The organism is Agrobacterium sp. SORGH_AS_0745, from assembly GCF_030818995.1.
Classification (GTDB): Bacteria; Pseudomonadota; Alphaproteobacteria; order Rhizobiales; family Rhizobiaceae; genus Agrobacterium; species Agrobacterium tumefaciens.
The window spans coordinates 517,879-536,871 of the sequence record NZ_JAUTBI010000003.1 but is presented as its reverse complement, the minus strand read 5'-3'; the positions used below and the strand labels follow the sequence as shown (position 1 = coordinate 536,871).

Genomic DNA, 18,993 nt, shown 5'->3' with positions numbered 1-18,993 from the left:
CCTTTCGCAGTCGAAAAGACACCATATGCGCGAAAAGCGCTCACGTTTCAGCGATCATTACAAAGAATTAATCGTTAAAGTTAAGCAGCGCACAACCGAAGATTATTCACCCGCCTGCCGCAAAACCGGAGCGGCCTTCTGCCCGAGAATTCGCCATGTGCCCATGAGGCCGATGCCTACCGTCATGACGAGGGCGACGACGACCGTGCCGATCGCCACATCCGGCAGGAAGCTGGAGGGCAGCTTCATGATGCGGGAAATGACGAACCAGGCGGAGACGCCGCCGGCAAAAAGCGCAAAAACGGCGGTGGCGAGACCGAGCATCATATATTCATAGGAGAAGGCGCGGATCAGCAGGCTGCGTGTACCGCCCAGTGTTTTCAGGATGACCGCATCATGGGTGCGGGCACGGTTTCCGGCGGCAAGAGCGCCGGCGAGGACGAGGACGGAGGCTATGAGCGCAACGGCCGCTGCTGCGCGAATTGCGGTGGCAAGCTGGCCGACCAGCCGGTTGACCACATCGAGGGCGTCCTTCACGCGTACGCTTGTTATCGTCGGGTAGGCGTTGGTAACGGCGCGCAATATCTGGCCCTCCTCGCTTGCGGATGCGGAGGGGTCGGCGAGTGTGGCAAGCCAGGCATGTGGTGCGCCACGGAAGGTATTGGGTGAAAACACCATGACGAAATTGATCGACAGCGATTCCCATTTGACATTGCGCAGATTGGCGATCTTTGCCGTGATGCTGCGGCCGAGCACGTTGACGGTAACGGTGTCGCCGATCTTGAGGCCCAGTTCCTGCGCCTCTTTCGCCGCAAAAGAGACCAGCGGCTCGCCGCTATAATCCGGTCCCCACCATGTTCCTTCGGTCAGCTTGGCGTTTTCGGGAGCATCCTGCGAATAGGTTATGCCCCGATCACCGCGCAGCAGCCAGCGCCCGGATGGCGGCACGTCTATCTTCGTCACGTCCTCGCCATTAAGAGCCAGAATGCGGCCGCGCAGCATCGGCACCTCGGTCAGCGTGCCCTGAGGCGCTTCTTGCCTGAGAAGATCGCGGAAACCCTGCAACTCGGTGCCCTGAATATCCACGAAGAAGAAATTCGGCGCTCGTTCCGGCAGGCTGTCGGTCAGTTCGCGGCGCAGATTGCCGTCGATAAGCGTCAGGGTCACCAGCAACGTCAGCCCAAGGCCGAGGGAGAGAACGACCGAGGGGGTGAGCGCACCCGGCCGGTGAATATTACCGATCGCCAGGCGAAGGGCGGCGGAATGAACGCGCGGGCTGCGTTTGGCAATGGCCTTGACGCCTGACGCCACCAGTCGCAGCACCACAAACGCGAAGGCGATGGCGGCAAGGAAAACCGAGGCGATGAAACGTTCTTCTGCCGAAAAGATGGCAAGTATGGCCAGCGCAGCCAACAACAAGCCCGTCACTGCGAGATAAGGCCAGGACGGCCAGCTGCCCTCCTCGAACCCCTGCTCTCGAAAAAGGGCGGTCGCGGGAACTTCGCGCGCCTGGCCGAGTGGCACGATGGCGAAGGCAAGTGTCGTCAAGATGCCGAACAGGGCGGCAAGACCAAGTGCTGCCGGATAAAAGGCAAGCTCTTTCGGCACCGGAAGCACACCCTCCAGAAACCGCATGGCGATCAGCGGGGCGATGGCGCCCACAGCGAGGCCTATGACGATGCCAACGGCGGCAATGAACACGATCTGGAAGAGATAGGTCATGGTGACCACGGAAGCCGGCGCGCCGAGGCATTTCAGCGAGGCGATCGTGGTGCGCTTGGAATCGAGGAACGCGCGAACGGCGTTCGCAACGCCGACGCCGCCAACGATGAGGGCGGTCAGGCCCACCAGCGTCAGGAATTGCGAGAAGCGGTTGACGTTTTCGGTAAGCGATGGCGCTGCCCGGTCACTCGTGCGGATGGACCAGCCGGCATCGGGAAACGTCTTGTTGGCCGCATCGGTCATCGTTGCCCGCGCTGCAGGATCGTTCAGCATGATCTTGTAGGCGTGTTCGACCAGACTTCCGTTCTGAACGAGGCCTGAGGCGAAAAGCGCATCGCGGCTGACCATCAGCCTTGGGGCAAAACCGAAGCCGTCGGACAGGGCATCCGGCTCGTCGACAACCGTGCCGGTCAGTTTCAGCTTCACATTACCGAGAAGGATGTCGTCGCCGACCTTGATGCCCAGCCGCTCCAGGAGAAGCGGCGCGGCCACGGCGCCATAGGTATCGCCGTTCGCAGCCAGAAGCTCGCTCAGAGGCCGGTTTGGGTCTGCTACGAAGGCACCGTAGAGCGGATAGGCGCCGTCTACGGCCTTCACTTCCGTCAGCGTCTGTTCGGAACCATCGGCAAGGCGCGCCATGGAGCGCAGCCCGGTGGAAACCGCAATTTTGCCGAGGCCATCGAGGTAGGCCCGTTCCTCTGCGGTTGCCTCCCTGTTGCGCAGCTCGAAGCGCACATCGCCAGCCAGTATCGATTGGCCTTCCGTCGCAATCGCGCTGGTGACGGCGCGTGACACGGAGTTTACGGCGGCAATGGCGCCGGTTCCGAGCGCGATGCAGGCGAGGAAAATATAGAAGCCACGAAGGCCGCCGCGAATTTCGCGCCGCGCGAGCCTCAATGCGTTTTTGATGTTGGCAACAGACGGGAGAATGGAGCCGATCATGCCGATACCGCCCTGGCCATATGGGCAGCGGCGCTGTCACCCTCTATCTCGCCGGAGCGCACTTTGATCTGTCTTGAGCAACGGGCGGCCAGTGACGGATCATGGGTGACAAGGATCATCGTCATGCCGCGTTCGGCCTGTTTTGAGAAAAGAAGATCGGCGATCTGCTGGCCCGTATCCGCATCCAGATTACCGGTCGGTTCGTCTGCAATCAACACGGCGGGGGAGGGTGCAAGCGCGCGGGCGATCGCAACACGCTGCTGTTCGCCACCGGAGAGCTGGCCGGGATAATGGTTGAGGCGTTCGCCGAGACCGACAGCAACGAGTTCCCGTTTGGCGATCTCGAAGGGGTTCGGCACGTTGGCCAGTTCCAGCGGAACGGCTACGTTTTCCAGCGCCGTCATATTGGCGATGAGGTGGAAAGACTGGAAAACGATGCCGATATTCTTGCCGCGGAAATCCGCGAGAGCATCCTCGCCGAGCTTATGCAATTCCGTGCCCGCTATGACGATCTCGCCGCTATCCAGCCTTTCGAGACCGGCAAGCACCATGAGAAGTGTCGATTTTCCCGAACCGGAAGGGCCGACGATGCCCACCGCCTCGCTTTCGCCAATGGCAAGATCGATGCTCTTGAGAACGTGAACGGAGGCGGCGGCGTTGCCGAGCGTGAGGTCGGCCTTCTTAAGCTCTATGATGCTTTTCGTCACAATTCTCGTTCCTATATATGATGAAAACAGTCTGGCGGTGTCGATGCGCACGGTATTTCAGACAATGCAAACCAAGTTAGGAAAGCCGTGATGAGATTTAAAGCTGCCCTGTTTCACTTCATCGTCATTTTCGCCGCCGCCTTTTCCGCCTCGGCGGCCATGGCGCAGGAGCGGACATTGCAACTGGTTGGCCTGGGCGACAGTCTCATGGCGGGTTACCAGTTACCCCCCACCGATGGCTATACGGCACAGCTTGAAGCTGCATTAAAGGCCAAGGGCATCAATGTTACCGTCACCAATGCCGGTGTGTCCGGCGATACGTCCTCAGGCGGTCTGGCTCGGGCGGAGTGGTCGGTTCCCGATGGCACGGACGGGGTCATTCTGGAACTCGGCGCCAATGATGCGTTGCGCGGTATTGCGCCGGAACAGACGGAAAAGAACCTCGACGCCATCATTTCCGGCTTTCAGAAACGCAACATAGCGGTGCTGCTAGTCGGCATTATGGCTCCGCCGAACATGGGTGACGATTACGCCAAGCGCTTCAACCCGATCTATCCGAAGCTTGCAGAAAAATACAACCTGCCGCTTTATCCGTTTTTTCTGGATGGCGTGGTGACGGATGATAAGTTGAAGCTGGAGGACAAGATGCATCCCAATACGCAGGGTGTGGCGATGATGGTGGAGAAATCTTTGCCGGCTGTTGAAAGCTTCATCAAGACAATCGGTGCGCAAAAAAAATAAGCACTTGCGCCCGCCTGCATTGCATGATTCGCTATGCTTGTTCTGCCAAGAGATTCGGGGAGCTCGCCATGCCGAGACTGTTTATCGCCCTCGAAATTCCGCGCAATGCGGCTATGAGCCTGTCATTGTTGCGCGGTGGTCTGCCGGGAGCCCGGTGGATCGATGTGGAGAATTATCACATAACCCTGCGTTTTATCGGCGATATCGACGGGAGAACCGCCGATGAGGTCGTTGACAGGCTGGACCGGATCGACAGGCCGGAATTCCAGCTCAGTCTCAACGGGATGGGTTCCTTCGGCTCCAAGAAACCGCATTCGATCTGGGCGGGGGTTTCCCCCTCGCCGGAAATGAATGCGCTTCAGTCGGAGGTCGAAAGAATCTGTCAGAGGATCGGCCTGCCGCCGGATCCGCGCAAGTTCATGCCGCATGTGACGCTGGCGCGGTTGCGCTCTTCACGGCTGGACGATGTGGTGCAGTATCTTTCCGGGCGCGGCAATTTCCGCACATCGGCCTTCACGGTTGGTCGTTTCGTGCTGATGTCGTCCAAGGAATCGGTGGGTGGCGGACCCTACATCGTGGAAGAGGTGTTCCCGCTTCACGAAGCGCGGTCCAGCGCCATCTTCTCGAGCAACGAGCTGCATCCCGCAAAAAGCATGTTGTAGACGGCCAGAAATCCGTCGTCGCCACCGAAGTAGGGATCGGGCACGTTTTCGTGGCGTCCCGAAGCGTAGTCCAGGAACAGGTGGATTTTGTGCTTCCGGTTTTCGGGCGCCTTTCGGAGCAGTTTCGCGAGATTTCCTCCGTCCATGGCAAGGATGAGATCGAAGGTCTCGAAATCGGCCTGGCTGACCTGCCGTGCACGCTGCAGGGAAATATCGATCCCATGCTTGCGGGCGATTGCGATGGATCTGCGATCCGGGGCGGTACCGGTGTGCCAGCCGCCGGTGCCGGCGGAATCGACAGTGAGTTGGCGAGATACGCCTTCGGTTTCGGCAAGTTTTGTCAAAATGCCTTCGGCAAGCGGAGAGCGGCAGATATTGCCCATGCAGACAAAAAGAACGGCTGTATGTTTCATTGAATATGCGTCGATCCGGTCGTTGAGGCGTTAATGTTTCTCCGAAACAGCGGATCGCATGTCAAGCGGAGGCAAGATGCATGAAATATCCCAGACTTGAGCCGGAAGCCGTCCGGCAGGCGCTTTTAAAACTCGAAGGCTGGTCCTTGCGCGAGGACGGGGCGGCAATCGTCCGGTCGTTCAAGTTTGCGAGTTTTGCGGAGGCTTTCGGTTTCATGGCCGAGTCCGCACTCGTGGCAGAAAAGCTCAATCATCATCCAGAATGGTCCAACGTCTATTCGCGCGTCAGGGTCTGCCTCACCACCCACGATTCGCAAGGCGTGACCGAGCGGGATTTCCTGCTCGCGGAGGCCATGCAGAAGGCGGCAACGGGCCGTGGGAATTGAACGGCGGGCTTTAACTCCCATATAATAACCGTGACCGGAGGACCGTCGATCATGGATGATGTGAAAATCGGTGAAATTCTTTTGCCCGGGGAAACGGGCAGCCAGGGCGAACGCGAACGCGTCGTGCGCGCCAAATTCTGGCCGAAGCTGAAGCGTGTGATGACCAAAGTGCCCTTCGCGCGCGATGCGGCAGCAGCCTATTATTGCGCGATCGACCGGGATACGCCGCTGCGTGCCAAGGGCATCATTCTGGCCGCGCTCGCCTATTTCATCATGCCGTTTGATGCCATACCGGACATGCTGGCGGTCGTTGGATTTACCGACGACATCGCGGTCATTACGGCCGCGCTTGCGATGATCCGCGCCCACATCAAGATGGAGCATTACGATGCGGCGGATGCCATGCTGAAACGGCAGCAGGAGGCCGAATAACACGTCTGTGATGACGAGGCTCCTCGGAGCCGGGCAGGTGACAAATTGTTGCCTGAATTTGTGTGTCATAGACATGACGGGGAGGGCGTGCCACGCCTTTCTTCTCAGGGTGCGGGCGTAGCCGATCTGTAACACTTCAAGACGTTTTCGGCATTTTATACGTGTTGTTGACGGTTTGGTAACCGCTTCCTGACCACAATGAGAAAAGACGATCCGCACCTGAACGTGGCCGATCCATAAACATGGAGCCCGCCGCTGCTTCGGGCCAATGGAAGACAATAACCCGGCAGGAAATTCTATGTTTGTAAGAAGTGTAGCAACCGCAGTGGCCATTTTGCTGACCAGCGTCGGCGTAGCATCTGCACAGTCGCCCACGCGCATCCAGCAGTTCAATGCATGGGGCGCCTATTCGTACAAATCGGGCAACAGCACCGTCTGCTACGTTCTTTCCATCCCCACTTCCAAGGAACCGGCGAGCGTCGATCACGGCGATATCTTCTTCATCGTGTCGCAGCGTCCGGGCCAGAATATTTCCTACGAGCCGCAGGCCATGGTGGGTTACCCGCTGAAGCAGGGCTCCAAGGTCAATGTCACGATCGACAACAAGAACTTCGTGATGTTTACCAAGGACAAGGCTGCCTGGGTTGAAAATGCTGCCGAAGAACCCGCTCTCGTGGCCGCGATGAAGGGCGGCAAGTCGATGACGGTGAAGGCGGTCTCCGGCCGCGGCACCGCGACTTCCTATTCCTATTCGCTTTCGGGCATTTCGGCTGCTTTCAAGCAGATCGAAAGCTGCAAGTAATTCTGACGCTTCGTCAGCTTTGTGATTGGCCGGTCATTGACCGGCCATTTGCGTTTTTGCTTGTTTGATGCTAAAGGCGCGGCAACATTGACAGGCGGATGCGCGAAAAGTGCTCCGCCTTTGATTTTCTCGACATGCAGACGATTTTCCGCCTTTCCTAAAGGCCGGTCGTGCGATGCATTGGATGATGGGATAGCGTGATGTCCGTATTGCATGCCCCTGCCGGTCTGGCAGTCAAAACTCCCCTGATCGCCAATAGCGATCTCATGTCCGGCAAGCCGTCGCTGATCGGCATGACGCGGGAGGAAATGGGCGAGGCGCTGGCCGAGATCGGCGTGCCGCAGAAGCAGGTGAAGATGCGTGTCAGCCAGTTGTGGAACTGGCTATATGTGCGCGGCGTCTCGGATTTCGACAACATGACCAATGTTGCCAAGGAACTCAGGGAAAAGCTGAAAGCAGCCTTCACCATTGCCCGCCCGGAAATCGTCGAGGAGCAGATTTCCAACGACGGCACCCGCAAATGGCTGATGCGTTTTCCGCCGCGCGGTGCGGGACGTCCTGTCGAGATCGAGACGGTCTATATTCCCGAAGAAGGACGCGGCACGCTTTGCATTTCGAGCCAGGTGGGCTGTTCGCTGACGTGTTCCTTCTGTCACACCGGCACGCAACGTCTGGTGCGGAACCTGACGGCTGAGGAAATTCTCTCCCAGCTTCTGCTCGCCCGCGACCGGCTCGGCGATTTTCCTGACGGTTCGACGCCGGTCGGCGCCTATGTGCCGAGCGAAGGCCGCAAGGTCTCCAACATCGTGATGATGGGCATGGGCGAACCGCTCTACAATTTCGAACATGTGAAGACCGCACTTCTGATCGCCACCGATGGTGACGGCCTGTCGCTCTCCAAGCGTCGCGTGACCCTGTCCACCTCGGGCGTCGTGCCGGAAATCTTCCGCACGGGCGATGAGATCGGCGTCATGCTGGCGATTTCACTGCATGCGGTGCGCGACGATCTGCGCGACATGCTGGTGCCGATCAACAAGAAATACCCGCTGAAGGAGCTGATCGAGGCTTGCCGCAATTATCCGGGTGTCTCCAACGCCCGCCGCATTACCTTCGAATATGTGATGCTGAAGGATGTGAACGACAGTCTGGAAGACGCCAAGATGCTGGTGCAGCTTCTGAGGGGCGTTCCAGCCAAGATCAATCTCATTCCGTTCAATCCGTGGCCAGGCACGAATTACCAGTGCTCCGAATGGGCGCAGATCGAGAAGTTCGCGGATTTCATCAATCAGGCGGGTTACGCTTCGCCGATCCGTACGCCGCGCGGCCGCGATATTCTCGCTGCCTGCGGCCAGCTGAAATCGGAATCCGAGCGCATGCGCAAAACCGAAAGGCTGGCTTTCGAGGCGATGATGATTGCCAACCACGGTGCGGACGACTGAATCGACGCCAATCGCGGCAGAAAGCTTGGTTCGTTACGGTTCTTTGATTGATTTCGGGCGGTCTTGTTTCTAATAAGACGGCAATAAGAAACCAACTGGAGGATACCTATGCGTGCATTCATTCTGGCGCTCGCGGCCGCGAGCGCCCTCGTTCTGCCGGCCAAGGCTGAAAACGTCACCGTTGCCGTCACCGCCATTGTCGAACATCCGGCGCTTGACGCCGCACGTGACGGCGTCAAGGCAGCGCTTGCCGAAGCCGGTTACAAGGAAGGCGAGAACCTCAAGTTCCTCTACGAGTCCGCGCAGGGTAATCCAGGCACCGCAGCGCAGATTGCGCGTCAGTTCGTGGGCGAAGCCCCCAATGTCATCGTACCGATCTCCACACCGTCCGCCCAGGCTGTCGTTGCAGCGACGCGCGACATTCCGGTTGTCTTCACGGCTGTTTCCGATCCGGTTGGCGCACAGCTCGTTAAGGACATGCAAAAGCCCGGCCGCAACGTGACCGGACTTTCCGACATGCTGCCGGTTGCTGAGCATCTGGCGCTGATCAAGGAAATTTCGCCCAACGCCAAGTCCATCGGCTTTATCTACAACTCCGCCGAAGCCAACTCCGTCTCGACGCTTGCAGCGCTGAAGGCTGAGGCTGAAAAGGCCGGCCTGAAGGTCGTTGAATCTGTCGCCACTAAATCCGCCGAAGTGCAGGGCGCGACGCGCGCACTGGTCGGTAAGGCCGACGTGATCTACGTGCCGACCGACAATACCATCGTTTCCGCTTTCGAGGCGGCAGCTGGCGTTGCGAGTGAGGCGAAAATTCCGCTTTATGCCGCCGATACGGATTCCGTTGCGCGCGGTGCGGTTGCGGCTCTCGGCTTCAACTATTTCGACGTTGGCAAGCAGACCGGCGCTGTCGTTGTTCGCATTCTCAAGGGTGAGAAGCCCGGCGACATTCCGGCAACCGTTGCCGTCGGCACCGATCTGGTGATCAACAAGAAGGCTGCTGAAAAAGCTGGCGTCACCTTCCCCGAAAGCGTGACGAAGCGCGCCACCAAGGTCATCGACTAAACCGGACTTCGGGCGGCGGTCACTCGCCGCCCGCTTTGCGCGGCACGCAACGGTGCCCGTATCCGCCGACGCGGCGGCAATAACAAGGACATTACCGTGAGCCAAATCGCTTTCTGGGGTGCCGTGGAACTGGGACTGGTCTTCGCCTTCGTGGCGATCGGCGTCTATCTCGCTTTCCGGGTACTTGATTTTCCTGATCTGACCGTTGACGGTTCCTTTCCGCTCGGCGCAGCCGTTGCGGCCGTGATGATCATCGCCGGCCTCAATGCTTGGGTCGCGACGGCGATTGCGATGGTTGCCGGCGCCGGTGCTGGCATCGTTACGGCCACGCTCAACGTTCGGTTCAAGATACTCAACCTGCTTGCGTCAATCCTGACGATGATCGCGCTGTTTTCGGTGAACCTTCGGGTGATGGGAAAACCGAATGTGGCGCTGCTCAATCAGGATACGATGATCTCGCCGTTCTACGGTCTCGGTCTTTCCGAATATCTCGTGCGGCCACTCTTTATCGGCGTTCTGGTATTGCTCGCTGTCATTCTCGTCTGGCGTTTCCTTGAGAGCGACGCGGGCCTTGCCATGCGGGCGACGGGCGCGAATGCGCGGATGGCGCGCGCCCAAGGGGTGAAGACCGGCAACCAGATCTATCTTGGCATGGCGCTTTCGAATGCACTGGTCGCGCTCGGCGGCGCGCTTTTTGCGCAGACCAATGGCTTTGCCGATGTGACTGCCGGTGTCGGCACCATCGTCGTCGGGCTTGCGGCCGTCATCATCGGCGAAACGCTGTTCGGCTCGCGGGGCATTCTGATTGCGCTCATCGGCTGTGTTTTCGGCTCCATCGCCTACCGCCTTGCCATCCAGCTCGCTTTGTCGAGCGATGTGCTGGGTCTCAAGGCCTCCGATCTCAATTTCGTTACGGCGGTACTGGTAGCCATTGCATTGATCCTGCCTCGACTGCGCCGCGGGGGAGCAACATCGTGATTTCCCTTTCCGACATTCAGGTCATCTTCGGGCGTGGCACACCGCTGCAAAAGCAGGCGCTGGCCAAGATCGATCTTACCATCGAGGATGGTTCCTTCGTTACCGTGATCGGCTCCAACGGTGCCGGCAAATCCACGCTTCTCGGCGTTCTCGCGGGCGATGTCCTGCCGACGGCCGGAAAGGTGATGGTTGGTGGCGCCGATGTCACACGCAAAACAACCGCTAGCCGGGCTGGGCGGGTGGCGCGCGTGTTTCAGGACCCATTGGCTGGCAGCTGTGGCGCGCTCACAATTGAGGAGAACCTTGCGCTTGCGGCGTCTCGCGGAGAGCGTCGCGGCTTGTTGCCGGCGCTTGGGCGCGGCAGGCGGGATTTCTTCAGGGAGCGTATCGCTTCGCTCAATCTCGGTCTGGAAAATCGTTTGAAGGACCGCATGGATCTGTTGTCCGGCGGGCAAAGGCAGGCGGTCTCGCTTGTCATGGCAACGCTTTCCGGTTCGGACGTGTTGCTGCTTGACGAACATACGGCAGCACTCGATCCCGGCATGGCGGAGTTCGTGATGGAGCTGACCCGCAAGGTGGTTTCCGAGCGCAAGCTGACGACGCTGATGGTTACCCATTCCATGCGTCAGGCGCTGGACTATGGCGACCGCACGATCATGCTGCACGCCGGTGAAATCGTGCTCGATGTGTCCGGCGAAAGCCGCAAGGGTCTTCAGGTCGAAGATCTTATCGACATGTTCCGCAAGATACGCGGCCAGACGCTTGATGACGATGAGCTATTGATCGGCTGATGAGTTATCCGAAAGGCGCCTGCGGGCGCCTTTTTTATTTGTGCGTCATCGCGTCTGGGTGAGGAAAATCTTGACGGCGAAAAGCGAAAATACACCGGCGATCGTATAATCCAGCCCGCGCAGAACCTTCTTGTTGCGCTGGAGCCAGGCCGACAGCACATCGGCGGCAACGACGATGCCGATGCCGATCGGCAGCGCCACGATGATTGACCAGAGCCCAAGGAAAATAAGCTTGCCGGTGACATGCGGATCGGATGCGCTGACGAATTGCGGCAGGAAGGTCATGAAAAAGATGATGACCTTTGGATTGAGCAGATTGACCCAAATACCGTTCAGCAAGGCGGATTTCAGTGAAGATTGCTGTTTTTCGCCCGTGGTCTTGACCATCACGAAATCCGATCCCTTGCGGATCGCCTGAATGGCGAGCCAGACAAGATAGGCGGCCCCGCCGGTCTTCAGGATGAGGAAGGCTGTCGGCGATGCGACGATGAGGGCCGCGACGCCGAAGGCAACCAGCATCGTATGCACGGTAATACCGAGATTGGTGCCCACAAGGGTCATGAAACCCGCTGCCCGGCCCTCGCGTATTGACCGGCTGATCCATAGCGTCATGTCAGGACCGGGCGTTACCGCCAGAAGCAGGATGGCGACGGTGAAGGCGGCAAGTGTTGGCAGGCTCGGAACGAAATCCATCGCGGCACCCGTAAAGCTGGAGACTGCCGTTGCTTAACGCGAATTCGCGTTTCTGCCAATGTTTTTGCGCGCCGGGACATTGATACGAAAACCGGGGATGATCAAAAGTGGATAGCCGCCGCAACTTTCAAAGTGCGGCGGCGTCGGGCGATCAGTTTTTGAGGAAGCTGGTGAAGGCGGCGGAATATTCGGTGTGCCAGCGCGACAGTGGCGGACGATTTTGGACGATGTCTTGAGCTGCCCACAGAATGCGTTTCTCATCCGTCGGGCGATCCACTTCGCCATCCGGGCAGAGAATGTAGAAATCGCCCCTGGCGATGCTCTCGATCATGAAATCAACGGTCTGCTCGCCGGTCCAGGCTCCTGCTGGTTTTTCCGTCCTGCCATTTGCCGTGAGGCCGGTGAAGACAAAACCGGGGATCAGGAGATGGGCGGAAACCGCGCTGTTCGGAATATTGCGCAGCTCGTGCTGTAGCGCTTCCGTGAAGGCTTTGACGCCGGCCTTCGAGACATTATAGGCCGGATCGCCCGGCGGGGTGGTGATGCCCTGTTTCGAACCGGTATTGATGATGAGCGCGGCCTCGCCATGGGCGACCATGCCCTGCCCAAACACCCGGCTGCCGTTCACGACACCCATCAGGTTGACGTTGATGACTTTTTCCCAGTTGGCCTGAGCCCCGAAGATGGCGCTGCCCGGCTGGATGCCGGCATTGTTCATCAACACATGAACCCGCCCGAAACGCTGGATGACAGCGCGTTCCAGCGCCTCAAGCTCATCGAGTTTCGACACGTCGGTCGGTATTGCGACGATCTGTGCTTCGCCGTCCTTTGCGATGGTCAGAATATCAGCATGCGCTGCGGCAAGCCTGTCACCGTCGAGATCGACGAGGACGACGCTCATGCCGAAACCGGCAAATTTCCGGGCCGCGGCAAGTCCGATACCGGAGGCCGCGCCGGTGATGACAGCGACATTATCTTCCTTGAATGCGGGGTGGATGGTCGTCATAGGTTTTCCTTTCGCGTCGTTTTGTGCTGTTTCCAGCCGTTTGCAACGTTGCCTGAACCCTGAGTGGCTTCATTCACGGTCTTCAAGATGATCGCGCCGCTTCATGTTAAAGCGCGAAATCGCATAATGCATGTGACAATTCGTTCGTTCCAGTCATGACGCGCTGTTGCGGGGATCTGACCTTTCGCAAATGCCTATTGCCCTTTCGTCCTATTCGTTGTTTTGTCGGGCATCTTTTCCGAAAATCGCTTCACAGTTTTCGGGTTGCACTGTAAAAGTGCCGAAATCCCAAGGAAATGGCGGTACCCCGATGCCGTCATCATGCAGATGGACATCATAATGGCACTCCCGAAAGACGTTAAGAAAGTCGTTCTCGCCTATTCCGGCGGCCTCGACACCTCGATCATCCTGAAGTGGCTTCAGACGGAACTCGGCGCTGAGGTCGTGACCTTCACCGCCGATCTCGGCCAGGGCGAAGAGCTTGAGCCGGCGCGCAAGAAGGCCGAGTTGCTGGGCATCAAGGAAATCTTCGTCGAGGACGTCCGCGAAGAGTTCGTGCGTGATTTCGTTTTTCCGATGTTCCGTGCCAACGCCGTTTATGAAGGTGTCTATCTGCTCGGTACCTCCATCGCCCGCCCGCTGATTTCCAAGCACCTGATCGAGATCGCCAAGAAGACCGGTGCCGATGCCATTGCGCATGGCGCCACCGGCAAGGGCAACGACCAGGTCCGTTTCGAGCTTTCGGCCTATGCGCTGAACCCGGATATCAAGATCATCGCCCCATGGCGCGATTGGACTTTCAAGAGCCGGACCGACCTTCTGGAATTTGCCGAAAAGAACCAGATTCCCGTGGCCAAGGACAAGAAGGGCGAAGCGCCGTTCTCCGTCGATGCCAACCTGCTGCACTCCTCGTCCGAGGGCAAGGTTCTGGAAGACCCGGCTAAGGAAGCTCCGGAATATGTGCACATGCGCACCATTTCCCCGGAAGCGGCGCCTGACAAGGCAACCGTTATCAAGGTCGGTTTCCGCAAGGGTGATGCCTGCTCCATCAACGGTGTGGAAATGTCGCCTGCCACGCTTCTGGCGACGCTCAACAATTATGGTCGCGAAAACGGCATCGGCCGTCTCGATCTGGTCGAGAACCGCTTCGTCGGCATGAAGTCGCGTGGCGTCTACGAAACGCCCGGCGGCACCATCCTGCTGGCTGCGCATCGCGCGATCGAATCCATCACGCTCGACCGGGGTGCCGCGCATCTGAAGGACGATCTGATGCCGCGTTACGCCGAACTCATCTATTACGGCTTCTGGTTCTCGCCCGAGCGCGAGATGCTGCAGGCCCTGATCGACAAGAGCCAGGAGCATGTGGAAGGTGAAGTGACGCTGAAGCTCTACAAGGGCAATGTCATGGTGACCGGCCGCGAGAGCGCGAAGTCGCTCTATTCCGACGCGCTGGTGACGTTCGAGGACGACCACGGTGCTTATGACCAGAAGGACGCAGCTGGCTTCATCAAGCTCAATGCCCTGCGCCTGCGCACCCTTGCGAAGCGTAATCTCGGCAAGTAAATCTGCTGAAGTATGAATTGGAAAAACCCGCAGGTGGCAACGCCTGCGGGTTTTTTCATGTCTCTCTTCTGGAAACGGCGCGAAAGCCGATGTAGCTGGCAACGGCCACGAATTCCATAACCGGAATGATGATGCCGAAGCTGGTCAGCGGGGAACCGATGAGCGAGGCCATTGCCCCACCCGCAAAGCCAGATCCCATCTGGATGAAACCCATCATGGCCGATGCCGAGCCGGCGATATGCGGGAAGGGGGCGAGGGCCGCCGTGACCATTGAAGGCGTCAACAGCGCGATCCCGACCGTCGCCACCGCGACGGGTCCCATGATGGAGAGGAAGGACGGCGGCACGAGGAAAACCGACAGCATGATGAGAAGACCGCCCGTGCCGGAAAAACAAAGGCCAAGCACGACGGAACGCCGGTCGCCCAGTCTAGGCGCGATGTAACGCAACGCAATCGAACCGAAGAAATAGGCGCCTGTTTGCATCAGCATGCCGACACCGAAGGCCGTGGGGGACATGCCGACTTCGTTGATGAGGATGAAGGTCAGCATGGTGGCTTGCGCATAAAGTGCGCCGATGGAGCCGCCGAGCACAAGGGCGGCCAGAAGAAAACGCGGCTGCTTCAGCAATGTGCCATAGGCCGACAGAAGGTGTCGGGGTCGGATCCTGGTTTTGTCAGGCACCGTCGTTTCACGCAGAAAAAGCACCACCGAAAGGATGGCGATAGCTCCGAGACCGGCCATGAGGAAAAATACCGATTGCCAGCCAAAAGCCGCAAGCGACAGACCACCGATCGTCGGCCCCATCGCAGGGCCGATCGCCAGCATGATGCCGATGAGGTTCATGATGCTGGAGGCTTCCGGGCCGGTGAACTGATCGCGCACCACGGCGCGCGCAACAGTCATGCCAACGGAAGCGCCGATGCCCTGAACGAGGCGCGCGAACAGCAGCACTTCGATGGTTGGGGCCAAGAGGGCCAGCACACCACCGCCCAGAAAGATCGACAGGAAGACGAGGCTCGCCTTGCGCCGCCCGAAGGCATCGGATGCCGGCCCGGCAAGCAATTGGGCTAAGGCAAAACCGGCAAAATAGAGCGACAGGCTGAGTTTTATGGCGGAGTCGCTGGTTGCGAAAACCCGTGTCAGCTCCGGCATGGCCGGCGTGTAAATCGACATGGAAATGGGCGCCAGCGCTGTCAGCAATGCTCCGAGCAAAGCCGTGCGTTTTCTGGACATGATCGTTTTCGACATTGCGATCAGCCGTTCTGGCCCTGCTGTTCCGGTTGCAGATTGTTGCGAAGCGTCTGCAGGAAGCTACGGAAAAGCGCGACTTCCTCTTCGTTCAGTCCCTGTGTGGCCTGAAGAACGAGCTGGTCGATTTCATGACCGACAGCTTCCAGCATGTCGGCGGAGGTTTTCGTCAGGACGATACGTTTGGAACGCCTGTCCTGCGGGTCCTGCTGGCGTTCTATCAGATTGAGTGACTGCAACTTGTCGAGATAGGCGCAGATCGTCATGGGTTCGATGCCGAGACGGGCGGCGATGTCAGCCTGTTTGCTGCCATCGATAACCGCAACTGTCAGCAATGCTCTTGCTTCGCCGGGGGTAAGGCCCAGTCCGGCTTCCGAGATACGGCGCTCAAATGCACTGTTCAGCAGGCGTGCGCCGCTGTTCAGCAAAAATGCCAATGAATCTTTTTCGCGTGTGCCCATGCTTCGCCTTTTGGTAAGTCAGCCTTACTAAGTTTCGGACGATAAGCAATGGCGCGTAAATCATATTATCGAAAATTGCGTAAAGTATTCGTCAGTTTGATTGCGGGACGTCCAACAACATTGCCTGTCATCGTCACGTCGAAGCAAAAAAAGACAATACGTCCTGCATTTTTTCCACTTCATCCGTCGTGCCAATGGAACGGGCAATCTCGATCCGGTCAGAAAAATACGTCACGAAGTCGAAATCCGTGTCGTCGGTCACGTCGGCAATGTCAATCACCTCGCCATTGGCATTCAGCGTCTGTGCCGGAAGTTCGGACGAAAGCTCAAGCCAGGTATTGTGGCTGATTTTTCCGGTATCGTAATATTCCTGCGCGATTTCCCGCAATTGCCGGGGGCTGACACGGGTGAAATCGATGCGGTCTATCGTTTCTTCAAAGCCGGTGGCCGCGTCGGATGGGGCTGCCTTGCCGAAATCGGGGCTTCCCACGGGTCTGATGTTTTTGGAATTGTCCCTGAAAAGGAAACTATTGGCAGACCTTAAAGAATAAATCTCCATAATACATATCTCCATCATGGGATATTATTACGAGAAATCAAAACATGCCGTCGCCATGCCGGTCAATACTTGGAGGTGTTGACGATCATGTCTTCCACACCAAATTCCGGCATATTGAATTGGCGGTGAAGGCATGCCCATATGGGCGTAAACCGGAATTGTACAAGGAAGATGAAATGCCATCCACGACCGCGCCCTATCCCGCACTCGTTACCTGGAACGGTCAGAACGGTCTGCCGAAATTCGATGCAGTCAAGGATGAGGATTTTGCTCCGGCCTTTGAAGCCGCCCTTTTGTCCCATGAACAGGAAATCGATGCGATTGCCGGCAATCCGCAGGCGCCGACCTTCGAAAACACCGTGACCGCGCTTGAAATCGCAGGCGACGAACTCTCGCGCATTTCGGCGCTGTTCTGGAACAAGGCGGGTGCCCACACCAACAGCGTCATTCAGGCACTGGAGCGGGAAATCGCGCCGAAAATGTCACGGCACTATTCCAAGATCGGCATGAACGAGGCGCTGTTCAGACGCATCGACACGCTATGGGAAACGCGCGATTCGCTTTCCCTGACCGGCGAGGAAAAACGCGTTCTCGAACGGCACTGGAAGGGTTTCGTGCGCTCCGGCGCAAAGTTGCAGAAGGACCGTCAGGAGCGTCTGGCGGCCATCAATGAAGAGCTTGCCGGTCTCGGTGCCAAATTCGGGCAGAATGTTCTGGCGGATGAAAAGAGCTGGAAACTTTTGCTCTCCACCGATGACGAGCTTTCCGGCATTCCCGGTTTTCTGCGTGATGCCATGGCAGGCGCCGCGCGCGAACATGGCGAAGACGGCAAATTTGCCGTTACCCTTTCCCGCTCCATCATCGAGCCATTCCTGACCTTCTCCGAACGCCGCGACTTGCGCGAGCAAGCCTTCAAGGCCTGGGCGGCTCGCGGCGAAAATGGTGGCGATACCGACAACCGCGCAACCGTCCGCCGTACGCTGGAACTGCGTGAGGAAAAGGCACAGCTTCTCGGCTACAAGAATTTTGCTGCCTACAAGCTGGACGACACGATGGCAAAAACGCCGGATGCCGTGAACGGTCTTTTGGGCCAGGTCTGGGAAAAGGCCGTGCTGCGCGCAGGTGAGGAGGAGGCTGAACTTGCCGCCATCATCGCCGCGGAGGGCAAGAACCACGAGGTGATGCCCTGGGACTGGCGCCATTACGCCGAAAAGCTGCGGGCACAGAAATTCAGCTTCTCCGAGACTGAATTGAAGCCGTATCTGCAATTGGAAAAGATCATCGATGCGTGTTTCGATGTGGCCAACCGGCTCTTTGCAATTCGTGCCGTCGAGATCAAGGGTGTCGCCGCCTATCATCCCGATGTGCGGGTTTTTGAAATCCGCGACGACAAGGGCGACCTGAAGGCAATGTTCCTCGGCGATTATTTCGCCCGCCCGTCCAAGCGTTCCGGCGCGTGGATGAGTTCGTTCCAGTCGCAGCACAAGCTGCCTTTGAAGAACGGCACTGTCGGTGAAATACCGATCATCTACAATGTCTGCAATTTTGCAAAACCGGCAGAGGGAAAGCCTGCGCTGCTTTCGCTCGATGATGCGCGCACGCTGTTTCACGAATTCGGCCACGCCCTGCACGGCATGTTATCTGATGTCACCTATCCTTCAGTTTCCGGAACGGGTGTGTCGCGCGATTTCGTCGAGTTGCCGTCGCAGCTTTACGAACACTGGTTGACCGTGCCGGAAATTCTGGAGAAATATGCCCTGCATTATGAAACCGGGGCACCGATGCCAAAGGCGCTGCTGGACAAGGTTCTGGCAGCACAGACCTTCAATGCCGGTTTCAGCACGGTGGAATTCACTTCTTCGGCCATCGTCGATATGGCGTTCCATACCCGTGACAGCGTCGGCGATCCCATGGTCGTGCAAGGTGAGGTGCTTTCCGCCCTGAACATGCCGAAGTCCATTGTCATGCGGCATGCGACGCCACATTTCCAGCATGTGTTTTCCGGTGATGGTTATTCGGCCGGTTATTATTCCTACATGTGGTCGGAGGTGCTGGACGCCGACGCGTTTTCTGCCTTCGAGGAAACCGGCAACGCCTTCGATGGTGAAATGGCGCGCAAGCTGAAAGAGAATATCTATTCAGTCGGTGGCTCGATCGATCCGGAGGAGGCCTATCTTGCTTTTCGCGGAAAGATGCCAAGTCCCGATGCCATGCTTTTGAAGCGCGGCCTCGTATAAAAGACTGTCATATTCTTGAGCTAGAACCTGAGCGCAGGGGGCATATGACAATGCCCCCCTTTCGCATTTGCAAAAAAAAGGTTATGAGCGCGCCAAACTAAATTGGCGCATCTCACGACGGTAGCGCCCAACCTCAGAGATTTTGAAC

General features: G+C 58.1%; 19 protein-coding genes. 11 read left to right on the top strand and 8 right to left on the bottom strand.

What is annotated here, in order from left to right; translation table 11 throughout:
* Positions 1–102 precede the first annotated feature (102 nt).
* Positions 103–2,664, bottom strand: a complete 2,562-nt coding sequence (locus tag QE432_RS12435; protein ID WP_306624457.1) for an ABC transporter permease — start codon at positions 2,662–2,664, stop codon at positions 103–105.
* Positions 2,661–3,371, bottom strand: coding sequence for an ABC transporter ATP-binding protein (locus tag QE432_RS12430; protein WP_038492408.1), 711 nt, complete (start codon positions 3,369–3,371; stop codon positions 2,661–2,663). Before QE432_RS12430 ends, QE432_RS12435 begins: the two co-directional genes overlap by 4 nt.
* 90 nt (positions 3,372–3,461) lie before the next feature.
* On the opposite strand from QE432_RS12430, the gene QE432_RS12425 reads away from it, so the two are divergent.
* Together QE432_RS12425 and thpR are read left to right on the top strand one after the other, a co-directional pair.
* Complete coding sequence (locus QE432_RS12425) at positions 3,462–4,112, top strand: arylesterase (RefSeq protein ID WP_003516653.1); 651 nt, start codon at positions 3,462–3,464, stop codon at positions 4,110–4,112.
* A gap of 68 nt (positions 4,113–4,180) precedes the next feature.
* On the top strand, positions 4,181–4,774 hold the full coding sequence (thpR, locus tag QE432_RS12420; RefSeq protein WP_026330901.1) for an RNA 2',3'-cyclic phosphodiesterase: 594 nt from the start codon (positions 4,181–4,183) through the stop codon (positions 4,772–4,774).
* Here the strand turns inward: thpR and QE432_RS12415 are convergent.
* Positions 4,708–5,187: a low molecular weight protein-tyrosine-phosphatase gene (locus QE432_RS12415; protein ID WP_111790489.1), complete on the bottom strand. Its 480-nt coding sequence runs from the start codon at positions 5,185–5,187 to the stop codon at positions 4,708–4,710. The genes thpR and QE432_RS12415 overlap by 67 nt on opposite strands.
* 80 nt (positions 5,188–5,267) lie before the next feature.
* Between QE432_RS12415 and QE432_RS12410 the strand changes: the two genes are divergently transcribed.
* The 7 genes from QE432_RS12410 to QE432_RS12380 all read left to right on the top strand — a co-directional run bounded on the left by QE432_RS12410 (position 5,268) and on the right by QE432_RS12380 (position 11,077).
* The gene (locus tag QE432_RS12410) at positions 5,268–5,573 is read left to right on the top strand and encodes a 4a-hydroxytetrahydrobiopterin dehydratase (protein WP_025594571.1); all 306 of its coding nucleotides are present in this window, start codon (positions 5,268–5,270) and stop codon (positions 5,571–5,573) included.
* Between the two features lie 51 nt (positions 5,574–5,624).
* The gene (locus tag QE432_RS12405; RefSeq protein WP_003516660.1) at positions 5,625–6,005 is read left to right on the top strand and encodes a YkvA family protein; all 381 of its coding nucleotides are present in this window, start codon (positions 5,625–5,627) and stop codon (positions 6,003–6,005) included.
* 298 nt (positions 6,006–6,303) lie between these two features.
* Positions 6,304–6,807: an invasion associated locus B family protein gene (locus tag QE432_RS12400; protein WP_003516662.1), complete on the top strand. Its 504-nt coding sequence runs from the start codon at positions 6,304–6,306 to the stop codon at positions 6,805–6,807.
* Positions 6,808–7,073: 266 nt separating this feature from the next.
* A complete protein-coding gene (gene rlmN, locus QE432_RS12395) occupies positions 7,074–8,246 on the top strand; it encodes a 23S rRNA (adenine(2503)-C(2))-methyltransferase RlmN (RefSeq protein ID WP_075807724.1) in 1,173 nt (390 codons plus the stop codon).
* A gap of 108 nt (positions 8,247–8,354) precedes the next feature.
* Positions 8,355–9,308, top strand: a complete 954-nt coding sequence (locus QE432_RS12390; protein WP_003516666.1) for an ABC transporter substrate-binding protein — start codon at positions 8,355–8,357, stop codon at positions 9,306–9,308.
* Positions 9,309–9,404: 96 nt separating this feature from the next.
* Positions 9,405–10,286: an ABC transporter permease gene (locus QE432_RS12385; protein ID WP_003516669.1), complete on the top strand. Its 882-nt coding sequence runs from the start codon at positions 9,405–9,407 to the stop codon at positions 10,284–10,286.
* A complete protein-coding gene (locus tag QE432_RS12380; RefSeq protein ID WP_019566037.1) occupies positions 10,283–11,077 on the top strand; it encodes an ABC transporter ATP-binding protein in 795 nt (264 codons plus the stop codon). The genes QE432_RS12385 and QE432_RS12380 overlap by 4 nt, the downstream gene beginning before the upstream one ends.
* A gap of 45 nt (positions 11,078–11,122) precedes the next feature.
* Here the strand turns inward: QE432_RS12380 and QE432_RS12375 are convergent, their stop codons facing one another.
* The gene (locus QE432_RS12375; RefSeq protein WP_003516674.1) at positions 11,123–11,770 is read right to left on the bottom strand and encodes a LysE family translocator; all 648 of its coding nucleotides are present in this window, start codon (positions 11,768–11,770) and stop codon (positions 11,123–11,125) included.
* A 151-nt stretch (positions 11,771–11,921) separates the two neighbouring features.
* Positions 11,922–12,776 carry an SDR family NAD(P)-dependent oxidoreductase gene (locus QE432_RS12370; protein WP_003516675.1) on the bottom strand — a complete coding sequence of 285 codons (855 nt, stop codon included), beginning with the start codon at positions 12,774–12,776 and terminating at the stop codon, positions 11,922–11,924.
* Between the two features lie 339 nt (positions 12,777–13,115).
* On the opposite strand from QE432_RS12370, the gene QE432_RS12365 reads away from it, so the two are divergent.
* Positions 13,116–14,339 (top strand): argininosuccinate synthase, encoded by a 1,224-nt coding sequence (locus QE432_RS12365; protein WP_003516677.1) that lies wholly within the window; start codon positions 13,116–13,118, stop codon positions 14,337–14,339.
* 55 nt (positions 14,340–14,394) lie between these two features.
* On the opposite strand, the gene QE432_RS12360 is transcribed toward QE432_RS12365, so the two are convergent.
* The 3 genes from QE432_RS12360 to QE432_RS12350 all read right to left on the bottom strand — a co-directional run bounded on the left by QE432_RS12360 (position 14,395) and on the right by QE432_RS12350 (position 16,608).
* On the bottom strand, positions 14,395–15,573 hold the full coding sequence (locus tag QE432_RS12360) for a multidrug effflux MFS transporter (protein WP_080800730.1): 1,179 nt from the start codon (positions 15,571–15,573) through the stop codon (positions 14,395–14,397).
* 20 nt (positions 15,574–15,593) lie between these two features.
* Positions 15,594–16,049, bottom strand: a complete 456-nt coding sequence (locus tag QE432_RS12355) for a MarR family winged helix-turn-helix transcriptional regulator (protein ID WP_003516681.1) — start codon at positions 16,047–16,049, stop codon at positions 15,594–15,596.
* A 133-nt stretch (positions 16,050–16,182) separates the two neighbouring features.
* Positions 16,183–16,608: a hypothetical protein gene (locus tag QE432_RS12350; protein ID WP_306624453.1), complete on the bottom strand. Its 426-nt coding sequence runs from the start codon at positions 16,606–16,608 to the stop codon at positions 16,183–16,185.
* 176 nt (positions 16,609–16,784) lie between these two features.
* On the opposite strand from QE432_RS12350, the gene QE432_RS12345 reads away from it, so the two are divergent.
* On the top strand, positions 16,785–18,845 hold the full coding sequence (locus QE432_RS12345) for a M3 family metallopeptidase (protein WP_306624451.1): 2,061 nt from the start codon (positions 16,785–16,787) through the stop codon (positions 18,843–18,845).
* Positions 18,846–18,993 lie beyond the last annotated feature (148 nt).